Here is a 15,595-nt window from a genome sequence, read left to right on the forward strand (position 1 = left end):
CGCTTCAACCTCCGAGCCTCATAAACTGATCTCCATACGGTGCACGAATTGGGAACCCCCCTGTCCCATTTCAGGAGTAACGCACCGTGGCGGATCTGACTTCGAGTTCACCGGCTATCGACTACACCTCGAAAGACTTCGAGGGGTTCCGGCAAGCGATGCTCGCGCATGCCGCCCGCGTATACCCGGAGTGGTCCGGACGGAATACGGCGGACTTCGGTGTCCTGCTGGTGAACCTGTTTGCGTACATGGGCGACATCCTCAGCTACTACCAGGACGCCGCCGCACGAGAGGCATTCCTGGAGACCGCCACGCTCCGGTCGAGCGTCCTCGCCCACGCAGCCACGCTCGGCTACAGCCCAGCGTCGGCGGCCCCGTCCACCGGAACCGTCACCTTTCTCACCGAAACCAGTCAGCCCACCGACGTGATCCTGCCGGCCGGGACCCAGGTCACTACCGCCTTCATCCCGGCGATCGACGCGCCCCTCACCTTCGAACTGGATGAGGATGTCACGGTGCCGGCGCGAGGCGGCAGCATCACCGCACGCGTAACCGAGGGGGCCACGGCCGGAACACAGCCACTGACCCTGAACACCGGGACAGGAACCGAGACCATCGTCCTGGTCGACAGCCTCGGCACCTCCAGCGGCACCGAGAACCAGTCCTTCACCCTGCCGTCCTCTCCGGCCCTGGTGGACAGCGTCCGAGTCTTCGTGGGCGCCGACGCCCCAGTGGAGTGGCATGCAACGAGCGACATGCTCACCGCAGCTCCCACCGATCAGGTCTTCAAGCTCACCGTGTCCGACAGCGGCACCGTCACCATCACCTTCGGCGACGGCACCCTCGGAGCCATACCCAACCTGGACCTGCCCATCTACGCCTCCTATCGCGTCGGCGGAGGCGAGCGCGGGAACATCGACGCCAACCAGGTGATCGACATCTCCCAAGGAGTAGCCGGCGTGTTCATCGCCAGCTCCTCCGCCATGACCGGTGGCCGGGAAATCGAGAGCACCGAATCCATCCGTGCCAACGCACCCAAGGCCTACCGCACCCAGGACCGCGCGGTGACCCTGCGGGACTTCGAGGACCTGGCGCTCGCGGTACCGGGCAACGCCAAGGCCAAGGCCACCGGCAACCACCACTCGTCCATCACCATCAGCATCATCGGTGCCGACAACGCAACCCCGTCCGACGACCAGATCACTGCCACCGTTCGCTACATCCAGGACCGCACCCTGACGGGCGTCTACGTCCACGTCGCTCCCGGCACCCTTGTCGGCGTCAACCTCGGCAGCTCAGCATCCCCGGTCGTGCTCGGCATCTACCCGAACTTCCGGGCGTCAGAAGTCGTCCTGGCCGCTCAGAAGGCGATCCAGGACCTCCTCTCCAGCCAGCGCAGCAGCTTCGGTCAGCGCATCCCAGCCTCCCGCATCTACGCGCTCTTCGACGCCATCCCTGGCGTGGAGTACGTGAACATTCCGCTCCTTGCCCGCGCCGACGGGCCACAGAACGGCACCCAGGACATCATCTGCCGCGACTGGGAGATCCCTGTGGCCGGCCAGATCTTCATCACCGCTGACGGCGGCCAGTAAGGACACCAGATGACCAAGGTCTACCCCAACGCAATCCGCAACTTCCCGACACACAAGGATGGCCGGGACTTCGTCCTCGCTGCGGATGTGAACGAGATCCAGGACGAACTGACGGGTGTGGAGACGGTGCTCGGCACCAAGCCTCAGGTCTACACGAATGCGGCAGGCAAGAAGTCCGAGTACAAGGACGTCGTCACCCGGCTCGACGCCATGCAGCGCTACGACGACCAGGTCGCCGAGACAGTCAACGCCCTGGTCGACGCCAGCCAGACCGGCTGGAACCTTCCCGTCGGCACGGTCCGATCCACCGGCAGCACCATCCGGCCGACCGTTCACAACCTGAGCATCCAGGAGTCCGACTGGCAGCCGGTCCTCTGGAACCGCCGGATCACCGACATGCCTCACCCCGTCCGGATGTTCCCGTGGGCCACCAGCCCCACCATCACCTGCCCCAAGACAGGTTGGTGGATCATCACCATGCGGGTGATCTCCTCCATCCCCTCGGGCCCCACCAGCCTGGACCACATGTGCTTCGCCCGCATGTACCTGTCCGACCACGACACCGACGTGGCCACAGGTGCCTCCACCAACCCCCGCGGCACGCGCGGCTGGCACCGCGCTGACCTCACGTACGCCGGCGAGTGGTTCATGGGGGAGCGGCTCCAGCTCCAGATCCGCCACATGGACTCCATGAAGGTGAACAACCGCGCGAAGCACCCCAACCCCGTCGGCAACATCACCTCCTACGCCTGGTGCGGACTGACCTACATCCGAGCCCTCCCCAACGCGTTCACCAGCCGACCGATCGAGGACGTCGACCCGGCGCTGCCGGCCTGAGCACGGCCCATCCCCAGGAGACCCACCTATGGCCGTGTACGGCTACGACTACTACGGCAAGTCGCTGTACGGCGCGGAAACCGCAGTTCAGTACAGCGTCGAGCCCGTCACCGCGACTCCCATCGCACCCGGCCACATCCAGCTCGGTTGGGGTGCCGCGACTCAAAACGCATGGAACACGATGCGGCTCGTCCGCAACCCCTTCGGCGTGCCCGCCCATGGCGACGACGGCACGGTCATCGCCGAGATCCCACAGACCGCCCCCGGCCGAACCTGGGACGACATCGACCTTCCCGAAGGCCGTGTCTTCTACTACGGGCTCTTCCTCGGCGTCACCACCTGGTCGAGCACGACCGCTTACCAGTCCGGCGACATCGTCGCCTACAACGGCATCAATTATGGAGCCGTCGCCGCCAGCACTGGCATCACGCCAGGCAGCAACTCCAGCGTCTGGCAGCCGACCACCACCAGCGACCCGTGGATTCGAGCGGGCGCGGCTGCCGGCCTGTCGGTGGCTGACCACGGCTACGCCATGCGCCTGTACAAGTCGATCCCCAGGCCCTACCGACTGGACACGAGCGAAGTCACCGGCTACGAGGACGGAGTCACCAACCCTGACCTCTTCAAGTTCCTGAGTCTCTTCGGGCACCAACTGGACACCCTCGCTACCCAGACCGACATCCTGCGCGACCTTCGCCACATCGATACCGCGCCGGACGACGCCGTCAGGAGCCTGACCCACCAGTTCGGTGTTCTCACCGAAGTGAGCGACGAGCCCATCCGCCGCCGGGTGCACGCCACGAAGGCTGTCGAGCTGGCGAGGAACCGCGGCACCGACGCTGGGCTCGCCGACCTCATCAACACCCTGACCGGCTGGGACGTCGAGGTCGAAGGCAGCACCAACCTGATGCTCAACCAGGACCAGGCGAACTGGGCGAGTCCTAACTACCCCGCCTGGGACAAGGACGTCACCTACCTCGGCGGAGAGGTGGTCAACCACAACGGCGCCCTCTGGACTGCGACCAAGTCCGTCAGCGCCATTACGCGCGCCGACACAATGACGGTCACCGCCAGTTCCGGGACCGTCACCAAGAACCCGCCGGCCTCGGGGGGCACTGGACCGACGCCGTACATCTACAACACCACCCCGTACATGATCTTGAGCGGACCGGTCAACAGCTACGTGACGGTCTCCTTCACCGTGGCGGCATCAGGTACGTACGACCTCTCCATTCGCGCAGCAGACGGAACCGCCTACGGCATCACCACGTACTCCATCGACGGTGTCCAGAGCAGCCTCGGCAAGGTCGACCACTACGTCCCGCCCCTGCGCACCGTCCCCATGACGACCTCCTCCACCCGCTACCTCGGCCGGTACACCATGACAGCCGGCACCCACACCTTCACGATCAAGGTGGTCGGAAAGAACGCCGCAGCCACTGACTACAAGGCCGGCCTGTACAGCCTCTCTGTCACCGGCACCGCCGACCCCTCGCGCGGCCAGGAACCTGTGAACGGCAGCGGCTGGTGGACAAAGGTCACGGCCGCCACCGGCATTGACGTCACCAGCAGCCTGACGAACCCGATCACCCGAGGCCCCTCCACGTGGAGCCTGCGCAACATGACGACCGGCTCCTACCCGGCCGGACTCAGCGTTGCCGCAGGCATCGCCGCTGTCACTGGCACCGACACCAACAACAGTGCCGGCACAGTCACCAACACAGGAGGGGCGGCTGCGAACCTCGGCGTCCGCTCGGTCGGCACGCCCACGGCCCCGGCCTGGTCGTCCACCACTGCGTACGTTCTCGACAACCTCGTGCGCGACACCAAAGGAACCGTCTGGCGGGCGCTCGCGGCCAGCCGGGGCGTCACCCCCGGCACGGACCGCGACGTCTGGGAGGTGGCCGACATACAGAGCAGTGACCCACTGCCGCTCGCCGCCATGGTCCGCCAGTGGGGCGCTCCGCTGAACAAAACACCGCAGTGGAGTCCCCAGGTCGAGTACGCAGCCGGCGACAGGGTCGCGTACAACAACTTCACCTATACCGCCATGACCTCGTCACGGAACCGGGAGCCGGACGGCGACGCCGCGGACAACACCTACTGGCAGTTCGACGGCCCGGCACAGCGGATGTGGACCGCCTCTGCGTACACCAAGCTCTTGGCTGGAACGACCAGCACCACCGCGAAGCTCTTCCTCGACTGGTATGACGCGCAGGGAAATCTCATCACCACCGTGACAGGTGCAACCCCCTCCGGCTTTTTCCAGCGCTTCGATGAACCGACCACAACGCTCAGTGGCGACCGGAGCTACTCGACGGACTGGCTGTGGGACAGCAGCGGCGCCTGGTCGACAAGCGGCACCTGGGTCGTCTCCAACGGCGTGCTATCCCCGGTCACACCCAGCACCACGCCTTACACACGGTGGGCACTGAACACCATTCCGACGGGAGCAGCCCCGAACGGAGACCTGCGGTTCTACATCACGTTCATGACCCGACCGCGCCTGGGTGCAGGCGCCGAGCAAGGCATGATCTTTCGCTCCGACAACACCGCCGCGAACTTCTGGATGGCCTCGCGCACGCGGCTGACCAAGAACGTCAATGGAGCCGTCACTGTGATGGCCACCTGGCCAGAGATCCCGGATGGCGGGCGCATCTACGTCCACCTCGCAGCAGGCCTCATCGAGGTCTACCGGTACGTCAGCCCCGGCGTCGCCCCCGTCAAGATCGCCTCGGTTGCCCAAGCTACGCCGGACGGCGGCGGCTTCGGCCTCATGGAACGGAGCCTGTGATGGCGACCCTGCTGATAGCCAGCCAGCCAGCCGGCACAGGCCGCCGCCTCCACCCACGGCAGCGACCCCCTCATCCAGTACCCGATCGTCATCAGCGGCAGCGCGACCAGCACCTCCAGCGGCGAGGCGGGTATCACAACGCTGCGCCCGGCCGGCGGGTTCGCGGACCTTGGCGTCGCTGTAGGCACCACGGTGGACCCGGCCATCTCCTACGTGGTCGGATCCGAAACGCCCCATACCCTGAATTCGACGTGGCAGCGCATGAGCCTTACTGCCACGGCGCCCATCGACTATGAGCGCGGAGAAGCCGGAAAGCTGTGGAACGGTGCCGCGTACGCGAGTGTCGGACTGAGCTGGGACGGTTTGCCAGCCAGTAGCACCGTGGCGTTCGATCGGGTCCAGTTCGCCAGGACGCCCTCGGGCAACCTGCTCGGGCGCTCGGCCGCCTTCCACGACGACCACATGTGCTACGAGTCCGGCGCCGGCACGATCACCACCCGCACGCGTGAACGGACGATGGTCGGCGAGTACAGCGCAAAGTGTCTTCTCTCCTACATCCCCGGCGGTACCGACGGATGGGAACTGTCCCCGCACACCGATGCGCTCGCCTCCCTGAAGGCCGGCGGTGGCCGCGTCACCGGTCGGGTCTCGGTATCCACCGACGTTCCTCGGCGCTGGCGTGTCCGTATCCGTGCGTACGACTCCAACTACAGCCTGGTCTACGACGGGCTCTCCTCCGCACCGAACAACACCTCGCATGCCAACGGTGTCTGGTCAACGGCTCAGTTCAGCGCCACGATGCCGAGTACCGCCCGGTACGTGGCTGTCACGCCATACGTGTACTACGACAGTGCCACCCCTCAGCCGGGCTGGTACTTCTACTCCGACGCCCACTACCTTTCCTACGACATCTCCGACCCGAATTTCCGCGTTCCCGAGTGGCGTGCGCCGCGAAGTCTGAAAATTCGTGTCAAGCCCGCACGCGTCAATCTAGTGAACAATCCGGGCTTCAACACCGGGAGCTCGGGATGGGGCTATTTCGGAGCTTCCGGAGTGTCTGGGCAGATGACCTGGGACAGCTCTACCGGGAGAGGGAAACCGGGGTCGGTCAAGTTCCACCTCGCCAACGGAAACACCGTCACTAACTCGATAGTCGGCATCGCACCCATATCTGGCATCAACCCCGGCACTAAGGGCGGCGACATGCTGCGGACGGGAGTACCCCACATACTCTCGGCCTGGGTGAAGGTGCCTGCCGGCTACCCGCCAGTGAGTGCGGCTGCCTGGGACCCGCTCGCCGCTGTCTACAGGTACGGCCCGAACTCCGACTGGATCAGAGCCAACCGTCCTGAGCTGGTCCAAGGAGAATGGGTCCGCGTCTACTACACGTGGACTCCGCCAGCAACCAGCACCCGCCAGTTCTACGGCGGAGTCCTGGTCCCCAAGGCCACTTACACGGCCAGCAGCAATGGGCTGTCTTTCTGGCTGGACGATGTCCTGCTGGAGGAAACAGACGAACTGCGCGACTACTTCGATGGGGCTGACATCTCCGCAGACTATCTATGGCAGGGCACCTCCAACATGTCGAAGAGTCTCTATTTCCCTGGAAGGGCGAGGCACGCGCAACGACTTACCGAAATTGTCCGGGACAATGTGCCGTGGGGAACAACATTCGATCTCGTCTTCTCCTAGGAATTCCGGAGTGTCAATGGACAAGGTAAGTATTGTCAACCTACTGGTCGGCGCAGTCCTTCCGCTGATCGTCGCCCTTATCTCGAAGGAGACCTGGGCCGGCTGGGTCAAGGGCCTGCTGCTCGCGGCGCTCTCGGCGGCCGGCGGTCTGGGGACAGAGTTCGTTGCCGACCCCGACGCCTTCAGGCTGAGCGTCGCCGGCTGGAGCGCAGCCTCCGCCTTCGTCCTCGGTGTCGCTGCCCACTACGGCGTCTACAAGGGAACGACCGTCCAGGAGCTGCTCGCCAAGGCCCTGTACAAGGCTCCAGCCCCGGCGGACACGTCCGGCTGACCGAGCTCCGTTGCGGCGAAGCCCGTCCTTACGTGGGGCGGGCTTTCCGCTTGTTGGCCAACTTGTTGTTCAACTTGTACGTTAAGATGTTCCACAAGTCATGATCTTCGGCGCGTCCGTCAGGACGACGAGGCGTGCCCGTACAAGGAGCACAGTTGGCCATCCATATCGCTGTCGCCGGGGCCGGTCCGGTCGACAAGAGCACCGTCACCGAACTTCTCGACGACTGGCTCGGCATCGACGCCAACGGCAAGCCCACCACCGACGAAGAGGTCTTTCTCGTCCTCCCGGCCGCCGCGGAACACGTCACCCCCGCCGTGAAGGCGGTCTACAACTGGTCCGGGGAAGTCGACCCCGAGATCCCCTACACCGCCGTCGTCGCCCAGACCCTCGACAAGGCCTCCAAGGTCATCCGCGACAACGCCGAAAGCGCCGAACCGGCCCGCGACGGCGAGGTCTACACCGTCCTCGGTCGCACGCTCGCCGATCGTCTCACCGGCGACCGCTTCCTCCTCGTTGCTGGCGGCCAGGACGACGAGGATCTGGCCGACCTGGTCGGCTACTGCCACGACGAGGACATCACCGTCCTCGACCTGCGCGACGCACTGAAGCAGATCACCCCGCCCGAGCCCGAGGCCGACAACGCCGAAGAGAGCGCGGACCAGGTCGACGAGAAGCCGGCCCCCGAGGAAGAGGCCGAGGCCGACGAAGAGCCCTGTGAGGGTGGCACTCAGACCCTCGTCCCCCTTCCGCAGCCGCAGCCGGCCGCGACCCTGGAGGACGAGGTGGCAGCGGCACACCACCGGATCACGGCCGCCGACCCGAAGGGTATTCAGGGCGTCATTGCCGTCCTGGAGGACGTCACCCACCACCTGCGCCTGGTGGACGAGTCGAACGCCGCCGCCAACCTCGCCGCTCCCCGGTACCGGCCGATCACCGAGCGGTCGATCCAAGGGCTCGAATGGGCCAAGGCCCTCCAGTACGACGGCCTGAAGCCCGTGACGTCCGCGGCGGAGCCGGAGGAGCCTCAGCCGGCGAAGCGGAGCAGCGGCAAGGTCCGCAAGGAGTGGTTCAACCCCGAGACGGAGCGGTGGGAGCCGCTGCGAGGCCGACCGCGCAAGGGAGTCGAGATCCGCCCGGTCGCTGCCTGAAGCAGCACGCCAGCGGGGCGGCCACGAGCCGCCCCGCTTTCCCACGCCCCACGCTTCCCGAGGTGACCAGATGAGCCACGAGGACTTCCCGACCGGCACGCTCCAAGGCTGGGCCAGCGCGCCCGTCAGCGTCCCGCGAGAGGTCGCCACCGATCGCCGCCTCTCCACCGGAGCCCGAGGCCTGTACCTGTACCTGCTGACCCGCGAGGAGGGCGCCGAGATGACGCCCGCGGCCCTCGCTGGCGAACTGCCCGACAGCCTGCCGAAGATCAACGGCTGGTGGGTCGAGCTGCGCGCTGCCGGCCTCATCACCGCTGCGAGTGGCCAGTGACCGACGCACCAGAGGACCGCCTCCAGGCCCACGAACTGTGGGTCCAGACCCCGCACGTTTTCATTGTCGACCACAAGATCTCCGACGCCGCCTTCCGTCTCGGCTGCCTGCTGGCCAAGTACGCCGGCCGCAACGGCTGCGCCTTCCCGAAGCAGGCGACGCTCGCCAAGGACCTCAACTGGTCCCTGCGCACCGTCTCCCGCCGCATCACCGAACTGCGGGACAGGGGCTGGCTGCGCTCCGAGCGGCGCTGGCCCGGAGGCCCCTGCAACTACTACCTGGCCACACCTGAGGAGATGGGTTACGCCAAAACTGGCGTAGGGGTCACGACAGATGTGGCGCAACAAGAAGGAGATTCAAAGAATCTCCTTCCTACGGAAGGGCCGCACGCTCCGCGCACGACGTCCCGGAGGGTCTCCCGGCGAGCTGAGGAACGGAGGCGGGCGGCTGAGGAAGACGCCTACGACCCGGCCAAGGCCATGGGGTTGTGGGACGACGAGAAGGTGCCGCATGAGGACGGTGAGCCGTCCCGTGGCGGATGGGGAGCCGGCAAGCGCACCAGCGCCTCCAGCAGCCGCCGGCCGGGCCCTGACACCGGTCCTGGGTTGGCTCGGCACTGGCGGGAGACGGTCGAGGCGCAGCCGTGGGCGTTCGGCCTGGAGAGCAACGTTCGTGCCCTCGCCAGCCACTTCGTGAAGCTCAAGCAGGCCGGCCTGACCCCGGACGAGCTGCGGGAGATGAGCGAGCTGTACGCCACCACGGAGGGGCTGCGGAACCCGCGGACGCTCGCCTGGCAGGACTTCATCGGCAAGCGGGCTCTGCTTATCGATGCGGTCCGCAAGGGGCGCGAGGCAAAGGCCGCGCAGGAGCGCCCGGATGAGGTCTACGACGGCTGGGGCGAGCCCGAGCAGGAGAAGCCGGCTGACGACTGGTCCTGGTGACCCTCAACTTGTTACTTAAGTTGTTCCACAACTTGTGGTTCAATGAGGTCCTCATCGATCAAGGAGGGGACCGTGCAGACCGCCGAGCCACAGACCAGGGACGAGAGCCTGGTCTGGCGCACCGCCCGCATCCCGGTGAAGCACTGGGGCCGCGGCATCGAGGACCTCAACCAAATGAACCCCGAGGTCCGGACGACCGTCGAGCGCTTCATCGCGACGTGGCTCCAGCGCTACATCCCGCTCGACGCGACCATGGCCCAACTCCCGGAGGATCGCAGCCTTGTCGGCAAGGGGCTGCTCCTCTTCGGCAACGCGGGCACCGGCAAGACGACAACCGCGGCCGGCGTCGCCACCACCATCCGGCGCCACTACGGCGCAGTGGTCTTCTTCGTCCCCTTCGCCGACTACATCCAGGCCCTGATCGACCACGGCCGCTGGCGGGAGCTCTACCAGGCCACGGGCGACGAGTTCGCCCGCGAGAAGTTCCTGGCGCTCCAGAAGCTGCTGGACAAGGTGCTCACCTGCCCGCTGGTCGTCCTCGACGACATGGGCAAGGAGCACCACACCTCCAGCGGCTTCGCAGCCGACGTCTTCGACGCCCTCATCCGCGGCCGGCACCGCAACGGCCGCCCCACCATCCTGACCAGCAACAACCGTCCGGGCGACTGGGACAAGACCTACAACGCCTCGATGCAGTCATTCCTCACCGAAGCCTGCGAGGTCGTCCCCATGGCCGGAAGGGACCACCGCCGTGGCGCATAAGCACGTCGTCATGTTCAGCAGTGGTGCCGGCTCCTGGGCGGCGGCCCGGCGCGTGGTCGAGCAGCACGGCAACGAGAACCTCTACCTCGTCTTCTCCGATGTCAAGGGCGACAACCCCAGCCCCCACGCCGGCGAAGACAAGGACAACTACCGCTTCCTGCGCCAGGCGGCCTGGGACCTGGGCGGCCAACTGGTCTGGCTGACCGAGGGACGCGACATCTGGCAGGTCTTCCGGGACGACCGGTTCCTCGGCAACACCCGCCTCGCCAACTGCTCGAAGTTCCTCAAGCAACGGCCAGCGCGTGAATGGCTGGAGGCCCACTGCGACCCAGACGAGACCACCGTCTACGTCGGCATCGACTGGAGCGAAGCACACCGCCTGCCGGCCATCGAGCGCTCCTACCAGCCCTACAAGGCCGTCGCCCCGCTCTGCGAGCCGCCCTACCTCGACAAGGAAGACATCCTGGAGCAGCTCCGGGAACGCGGCATCAAGCCGCCCCGCCTCTACGACATGGGCTTCGCCCACGCCAACTGTGGCGGCTTCTGCGTCCGCTCCGGTCAGGCCCAGTTCAAGAACCTGCTGAAGGTCATGCCAGAGCGCTACGCCTATCACGAGCAGCAGGAGCAGGCCCTGCGCAACTACCTCGGCAAGGACGTCGCCATCCTCCGGGACCGGCGCGGCGGGACCACCAAGCCCATGACGCTGACGGACTTCCGCCAGCGCGTCGAGTCCGAGCAGATCAACGTCGACCCGTACGACATCGGCGGCTGCGGCTGCTTCGTCGAGGAAGAGAACGCCGCGTGATCCACGCCTGCACCTACGAGCACAGCTTCGAACTGCCGGCCTGGCTGCCCCGCCACCAGATCCGACGCATCGAGCGCTCCGGCCTCACGGTGATCCTCGCCCAGATGCGCGCGGACGGCGTTGAGCCCGACTGGAGCACCTTCCGCCTCCACGTCGAGTGGCCCCGGCGCACCGGCAAGACCGTCCTGATCAACACCATCATCGCGGCCCTGAAGGGGGGAGACGAGTGAAGTCGACCCTGTCGCACGAGCACAAGCTGCTCTGCAAGGTCATCCAGACCGGAGACATCTCCACGGTCCTCAACGCCAAGATCAAGCCTCGGCACATCACCAACGCCGAGATCCGGCGCGTGTTCGAGGACATGATCGCCTACAACGCCGAGTACGGCACGGCGCCCACCCTCGACGCGGTCCGAGCCGACCACCCGACCTTCGAGGTCGCCCAGGTCGACGAGCCGCTCGATTACCTCATCGACCGCATCCGCGACCGGCGCCGCACAGCACTGACCGAACGCGGCCTGAACGCCGCCGTCGAGGCGCTGGTCTCTCAGGGCGACACCGACCACGCACTGGACATCGTCCGAGCCCTCATCAGCAAGGTCGCCGAAGACACCCCTGTCGGCAACGACTTCAACTGGGCCAGGACCGTTGACGACCGACTGGCCACCTACCGCTCCTACGCCGAGCGGGAGGAAGGTGAGCTGATCGGCCTTCCGACCGGCTTCCCCTCCCTGGACCGGCTCACCCTCGGCCTCCAGGCCGGCCAGATGGTCACCCTCACCGGTCTGGAGAAGTCCAACAAGACCACGACACTCCTGGCGATCACCCGCGCCATGCACGCCGTCGGCGCCCGACCGCTGCTCTTCTCCTTCGAGATGTCCGCCATGGAGATCTCCGAGCGCCTGGATTCCTTCCTCGCCGGCATCAGCCAGCGCAAGCTCCGAGCCGGCGAACTCAACGAGCTGGAGTGGAAGCGCCTGGAGAAGGCCATGCGGAAGCTGGAGGGAATGGGCGACTACATCATCGCCGAGGATCCTTCCGCCCGGATGACCCTTGACAACGTCCAGGCCAAGATCGACGAGTACAAACCCGACGCGGTCATCATCGACGGCGCGTACTTCTTCGTCGACTCGATCTCCGGCGAGCAGCAGACCCCGCTGGCCATGACCAACATCAGCCGCGGCATCAAGCGCATGGCGGCCCGCAACGGTCTCCCCTTCGTCGTCACCACCCAGGCCCTGCGCAGCAAGCTCGGCTCCAACGGCCTGAACTCCGGCTCCATGGGCTACACCTCGGCGTTTGCCCAGGACGCCACCCTTGCCCTCGGTGTCGAGCAGACCGACGATCCGATGTTCTACAAGCTCAAGGTCCTGGCCGGCCGCAACGTCCCCAAGGCGGAGTGGTTCGTGAAGCTCGACTGGGAGTCCGGCTCCCTGATCGAGCAGGACGGCGACCCCTTCGGCGAGGAGGTGGAGGACGATGTCCCGGCGTACGCGGGCTGGTAGCGAGGACCTCTTCGACGCCCCCATCCCCGGCGACGTCCTCTCGGCGCTGGGGAAGCTGGGCATCGAGATCGTGGGGGAAGACTCGGAGAACTGGCGCATCCCCTGCCCGGCACACCTGCGCCGGAAGGGAAGAGAAGACCGGAACCCTTCCTGCTACGTGCACAAGGACACCGGAGTCTTCCTCTGCTTCTCCTGTGACTTCCGAGGTCCCTTCGTCCGCCTCGCCGAGGAGATCCGCGGAGAGGGAGCAGAAGACGCATCACAGTGGGTGAGCGAGCAGGGCGTCATCGACCGTGCCGTGCGCCTCCTGGCAGGCGAGACCTACACCCGGAAGCGGGAGACGGAAGAGGTCACCGAGTCGCACCTGGCGCTCTTCACCGAGCCGCCGGCCAAGGTCCTCGCCTCCAAGGGCATCACGGCCGAAGCCGCCCGCCGCTTCGAGATCCTGTGGGACCCCAAGCGCAAGTACTGGATCTTCCCGGTCCGTGACGAGAACGGAAGGCTTCTGGGGTGGCAGGAGAAGGGGAAGGGTCACTTCCTGAACTACCCCGAGGGCATGCAGAAGGGCGACTCGCTCTTCGGCCTTCAGGCCCTCGACGGGGAGGAAGGCGTCCTCGTCGAGTCACCCATCGACACCGCCGTGCTGTGGACGGCCGGCATAGCCGGCGGGCTCGCCGCCTACGGTGCCATCCTCACCCCAAGGCAGTTCCGTATCCTCGGCGGCCGACTCAGCCGACTGGTCGACGCACACGACAACGACCACGACGGCAAGCGCGAGCGCAGGAAGGTCTTCGACCACTTCCACGGCACCGGCCTGCTCGTGCGCTACTTCGACTACGGCGACCTGGCCGTGAAGGACCCCGGCGAGATGACGCCCGAGCAGAACCGGGCCGCGTACGAGGGCGCCTACCACCCGATGATGCGCCGTCTGTCGGCCTTCGGGAGGCGCTGATGTTCACCGGAGTCCTTCACCCCTACCAGGCCGACGACGTCGACCGCATCGTCGAGCGCGGCTCCATGCTCGCCGCGTACGGGATGGGCACCGGCAAGACCGTCATGGCCATCGCCGCGGCCGAGATGCTTATGGACAGCGACAAGCACATCACCTGCATGGTCGTCGTGCCGGCCGCGCTGAAGTGGCAGTGGGCCGAGCGCATCGCCCAGTTCACCGACGTCGACACCAAGCAGAGGAAGGTCGGCAAGGCCCACATCGTTGTGCCGGCCGACCACCACTGCACGGTCATCGACGGAACACCGGAACAGAAGAGGAAGCAGTTCGCCTTCATCCACGAACACCAGCCGGACTACGTCGTCACCGCGTACGAGAACCTCGTGCACGACTGGACCGAGGTGCGAAAGATCAAGCCCGGCATCGTCGTCGCCGACGAGGCGTCCCTGATCAAGACCTTCCAAGCCGAGCGCACCCGGAAGATCAAGCGGATCAAGTCCGATCACCGCATCGGCCTGACCGGAACGGTGATGGACAACGGCAACCCGGAGGAACTGTTCTCCATCTTCCAGTGGGTCGACCCGGAAGTTCTGGGGCCCTGGGAGTACTTCGACCCGGCCTTCATCGTCCGCAGCAAGGGGAAGGGGAGGGCCGGCTTCCCCGTCGCGTACAAGAACCTTCCCCTTCTGCATCAGAAGGTCGCCACCGCGATGGTCCGCAAGACGCGAGAAGACCCCGAGGTCGCGAAGTACATGCCGCGGGTCGAGCACAGCAGCCGGCTCGTCGACCTCGACCGGGACACCGCAAGGGTCTACCGCCGCATCGCCAAGGACACCCTGTTCGAGCTGTCCAAGGCGGCGGGCCACGGCTCCGGCAGCATCGACCTAGCCGCGCTCTACTCGGGCAAGGCCAAGCCGACCGAGGACACCGCCCAGGGGCGCGTGATGGGACGGCTCCTGGCCCTCCACATGCTGGTGAACCATCCGGGCCTGATCCGCGACAGCGCCAAGCGCTACCTGGCCGGCAAGGGAGGCAGCCGGTACTGCCTGTCGCTGGTGGAATCCGGGGCCCTCGACGGCCTGGACCACTCGCCCAAGCTGGAGGAACTCACCCGCCTTCTGCGGAAGGAATTGATGCTGGACCCGGAGCTGAAGATCGTGGTCTTCTCGTTCTTCAAGGGCATGCTCAAGCTCGTCGCCGAGGCGATGCCCCAGTACCGATCGGTGTCCTTCACGGGAGACCACAGCGCGCTCAAGAAGGCGGAAGCCAAGGCGCTGTTCTCCTACGAGAAGGACGTACGACTCTTCCTGGCTTCAGGTGCCGGAGGGTACGGACTCGACCTGCCGGAAGCCCGCATCCTCATCAACTACGACCAGAGGGACAGCGCGGGCGCCCAGGACCAGCAGGACACCCGGCACGTGCGCGCCTCCAGTCAGCACGACGTCGTCCAGGTGATCGACTTCATGGCGGCCGGCACCGTCGAGGAGCGGCGCAGCCAGCGCCGGCAGTTCAAGACCAGAACCGCTGCCGCCATCTTGGACGGCCGCGGAGCCGACGCCGACGGCAAGGTCGTCAACGACGTCGAGAGCCTCAGGGAGAACCTTGAACGCTCCCTGCGTCAGCTCTCGCCGGCTGCCTGAGCATCCAGGGCAGCCTGAGCCCGCTGGTACCACCCGGCCGGCACCAGGACGGCCACTTGCTTCCCGTGCCTCGTGATGACCGTGATCTGGTCATCCTGCACCGCAGCGTCGATGTGGTCTCGCAGCTTGTCGCGCGCCTGCTGCACACCAACGGTCTCGATCCTCGCCATGTCGGTAGCGTACCGGCCTGGCAGTTCTGTAAGGTCTGTAAGGGCTGACAGGTTCTTAGCCCTCGTGGACATTCGTACACCGACACGAAAAGACGG

The 15,595-nt window shown here is 66.2% G+C and carries 15 protein-coding genes; 14 read left to right on the forward strand and 1 reads right to left on the reverse strand.

Translation table 11 applies throughout. From position 1 onward, the window contains the following. The first annotated feature begins 86 nt into the window (after nt 1-86). The 14 genes from BKD26_RS19960 to BKD26_RS20020 all read left to right on the forward strand — a co-directional run bounded on the left by BKD26_RS19960 (nt 87) and on the right by BKD26_RS20020 (nt 15,329). Nucleotides 87-1,592: a baseplate J/gp47 family protein gene (locus tag BKD26_RS19960; RefSeq protein ID WP_143662683.1), complete on the forward strand. Its 1,506-nt coding sequence runs from the start codon at nt 87-89 to the stop codon at nt 1,590-1,592. Nucleotides 1,593-1,601: 9 nt separating this feature from the next. Next, nucleotides 1,602-2,429: a hypothetical protein gene (locus BKD26_RS19965; RefSeq protein ID WP_084899870.1), complete on the forward strand. Its 828-nt coding sequence runs from the start codon at nt 1,602-1,604 to the stop codon at nt 2,427-2,429. Nucleotides 2,430-2,457: 28 nt separating this feature from the next. Further along, nucleotides 2,458-5,223: a phage tail protein gene (locus BKD26_RS19970; protein WP_084899873.1), complete on the forward strand. Its 2,766-nt coding sequence runs from the start codon at nt 2,458-2,460 to the stop codon at nt 5,221-5,223. Nucleotides 5,224-5,415: 192 nt separating this feature from the next. Beyond that, on the forward strand, nt 5,416-6,915 hold the full coding sequence (locus tag BKD26_RS19975) for a hypothetical protein (RefSeq protein WP_143662684.1): 1,500 nt from the start codon (nt 5,416-5,418) through the stop codon (nt 6,913-6,915). A 16-nt stretch (nt 6,916-6,931) separates the two neighbouring features. Next, nucleotides 6,932-7,246, forward strand: a complete 315-nt coding sequence (locus BKD26_RS19980; protein ID WP_084899878.1) for a hypothetical protein — start codon at nt 6,932-6,934, stop codon at nt 7,244-7,246. A gap of 155 nt (nt 7,247-7,401) precedes the next feature. Beyond that, nucleotides 7,402-8,397 carry a hypothetical protein gene (locus BKD26_RS19985; RefSeq protein ID WP_084899880.1) on the forward strand — a complete coding sequence of 332 codons (996 nt, stop codon included), beginning with the start codon at nt 7,402-7,404 and terminating at the stop codon, nt 8,395-8,397. A 70-nt stretch (nt 8,398-8,467) separates the two neighbouring features. Beyond that, nucleotides 8,468-8,728, forward strand: coding sequence for a hypothetical protein (locus tag BKD26_RS40345; protein WP_179166610.1), 261 nt, complete (start codon nt 8,468-8,470; stop codon nt 8,726-8,728). Then, on the forward strand, nt 8,725-9,669 hold the full coding sequence (locus tag BKD26_RS19990; protein WP_179166611.1) for a helix-turn-helix domain-containing protein: 945 nt from the start codon (nt 8,725-8,727) through the stop codon (nt 9,667-9,669). The genes BKD26_RS40345 and BKD26_RS19990 overlap by 4 nt, the downstream gene beginning before the upstream one ends. A 72-nt stretch (nt 9,670-9,741) precedes the next feature. Next, a complete protein-coding gene (locus tag BKD26_RS19995; RefSeq protein ID WP_179166612.1) occupies nt 9,742-10,431 on the forward strand; it encodes an ATP-binding protein in 690 nt (229 codons plus the stop codon). Next, nucleotides 10,421-11,236 carry a hypothetical protein gene (locus tag BKD26_RS20000; protein WP_143662685.1) on the forward strand — a complete coding sequence of 272 codons (816 nt, stop codon included), beginning with the start codon at nt 10,421-10,423 and terminating at the stop codon, nt 11,234-11,236. Before BKD26_RS19995 ends, BKD26_RS20000 begins: the two co-directional genes overlap by 11 nt. Continuing rightward, nucleotides 11,233-11,466 carry a hypothetical protein gene (locus BKD26_RS20005; protein ID WP_084899891.1) on the forward strand — a complete coding sequence of 78 codons (234 nt, stop codon included), beginning with the start codon at nt 11,233-11,235 and terminating at the stop codon, nt 11,464-11,466. Before BKD26_RS20000 ends, BKD26_RS20005 begins: the two co-directional genes overlap by 4 nt. After that, on the forward strand, nt 11,463-12,740 hold the full coding sequence (locus BKD26_RS20010; protein ID WP_084899893.1) for a DnaB-like helicase C-terminal domain-containing protein: 1,278 nt from the start codon (nt 11,463-11,465) through the stop codon (nt 12,738-12,740). Before BKD26_RS20005 ends, BKD26_RS20010 begins: the two co-directional genes overlap by 4 nt. Next, nucleotides 12,715-13,692: a toprim domain-containing protein gene (locus tag BKD26_RS20015; RefSeq protein WP_084899896.1), complete on the forward strand. Its 978-nt coding sequence runs from the start codon at nt 12,715-12,717 to the stop codon at nt 13,690-13,692. Before BKD26_RS20010 ends, BKD26_RS20015 begins: the two co-directional genes overlap by 26 nt. Beyond that, entirely contained in the window at nt 13,692-15,329 is a 1,638-nt protein-coding gene (locus BKD26_RS20020; protein WP_084899897.1) for a DEAD/DEAH box helicase, read from the forward strand. Before BKD26_RS20015 ends, BKD26_RS20020 begins: the two co-directional genes overlap by 1 nt. On the opposite strand, the gene BKD26_RS20025 is transcribed toward BKD26_RS20020, so the two are convergent. Beyond that, complete coding sequence (locus tag BKD26_RS20025) at nt 15,308-15,499, reverse strand: type II toxin-antitoxin system Phd/YefM family antitoxin (RefSeq protein WP_179166613.1); 192 nt, start codon at nt 15,497-15,499, stop codon at nt 15,308-15,310. The two genes, BKD26_RS20020 and BKD26_RS20025, sit on opposite strands and share 22 nt — an antisense overlap. Between the last annotated feature and the right edge of the window lie 96 nt (nt 15,500-15,595).

This window comes from Streptomyces sp. CB03238, from assembly GCF_002099185.1.
Lineage (GTDB): Bacteria > Actinomycetota > Actinomycetes > Streptomycetales > Streptomycetaceae > Streptomyces.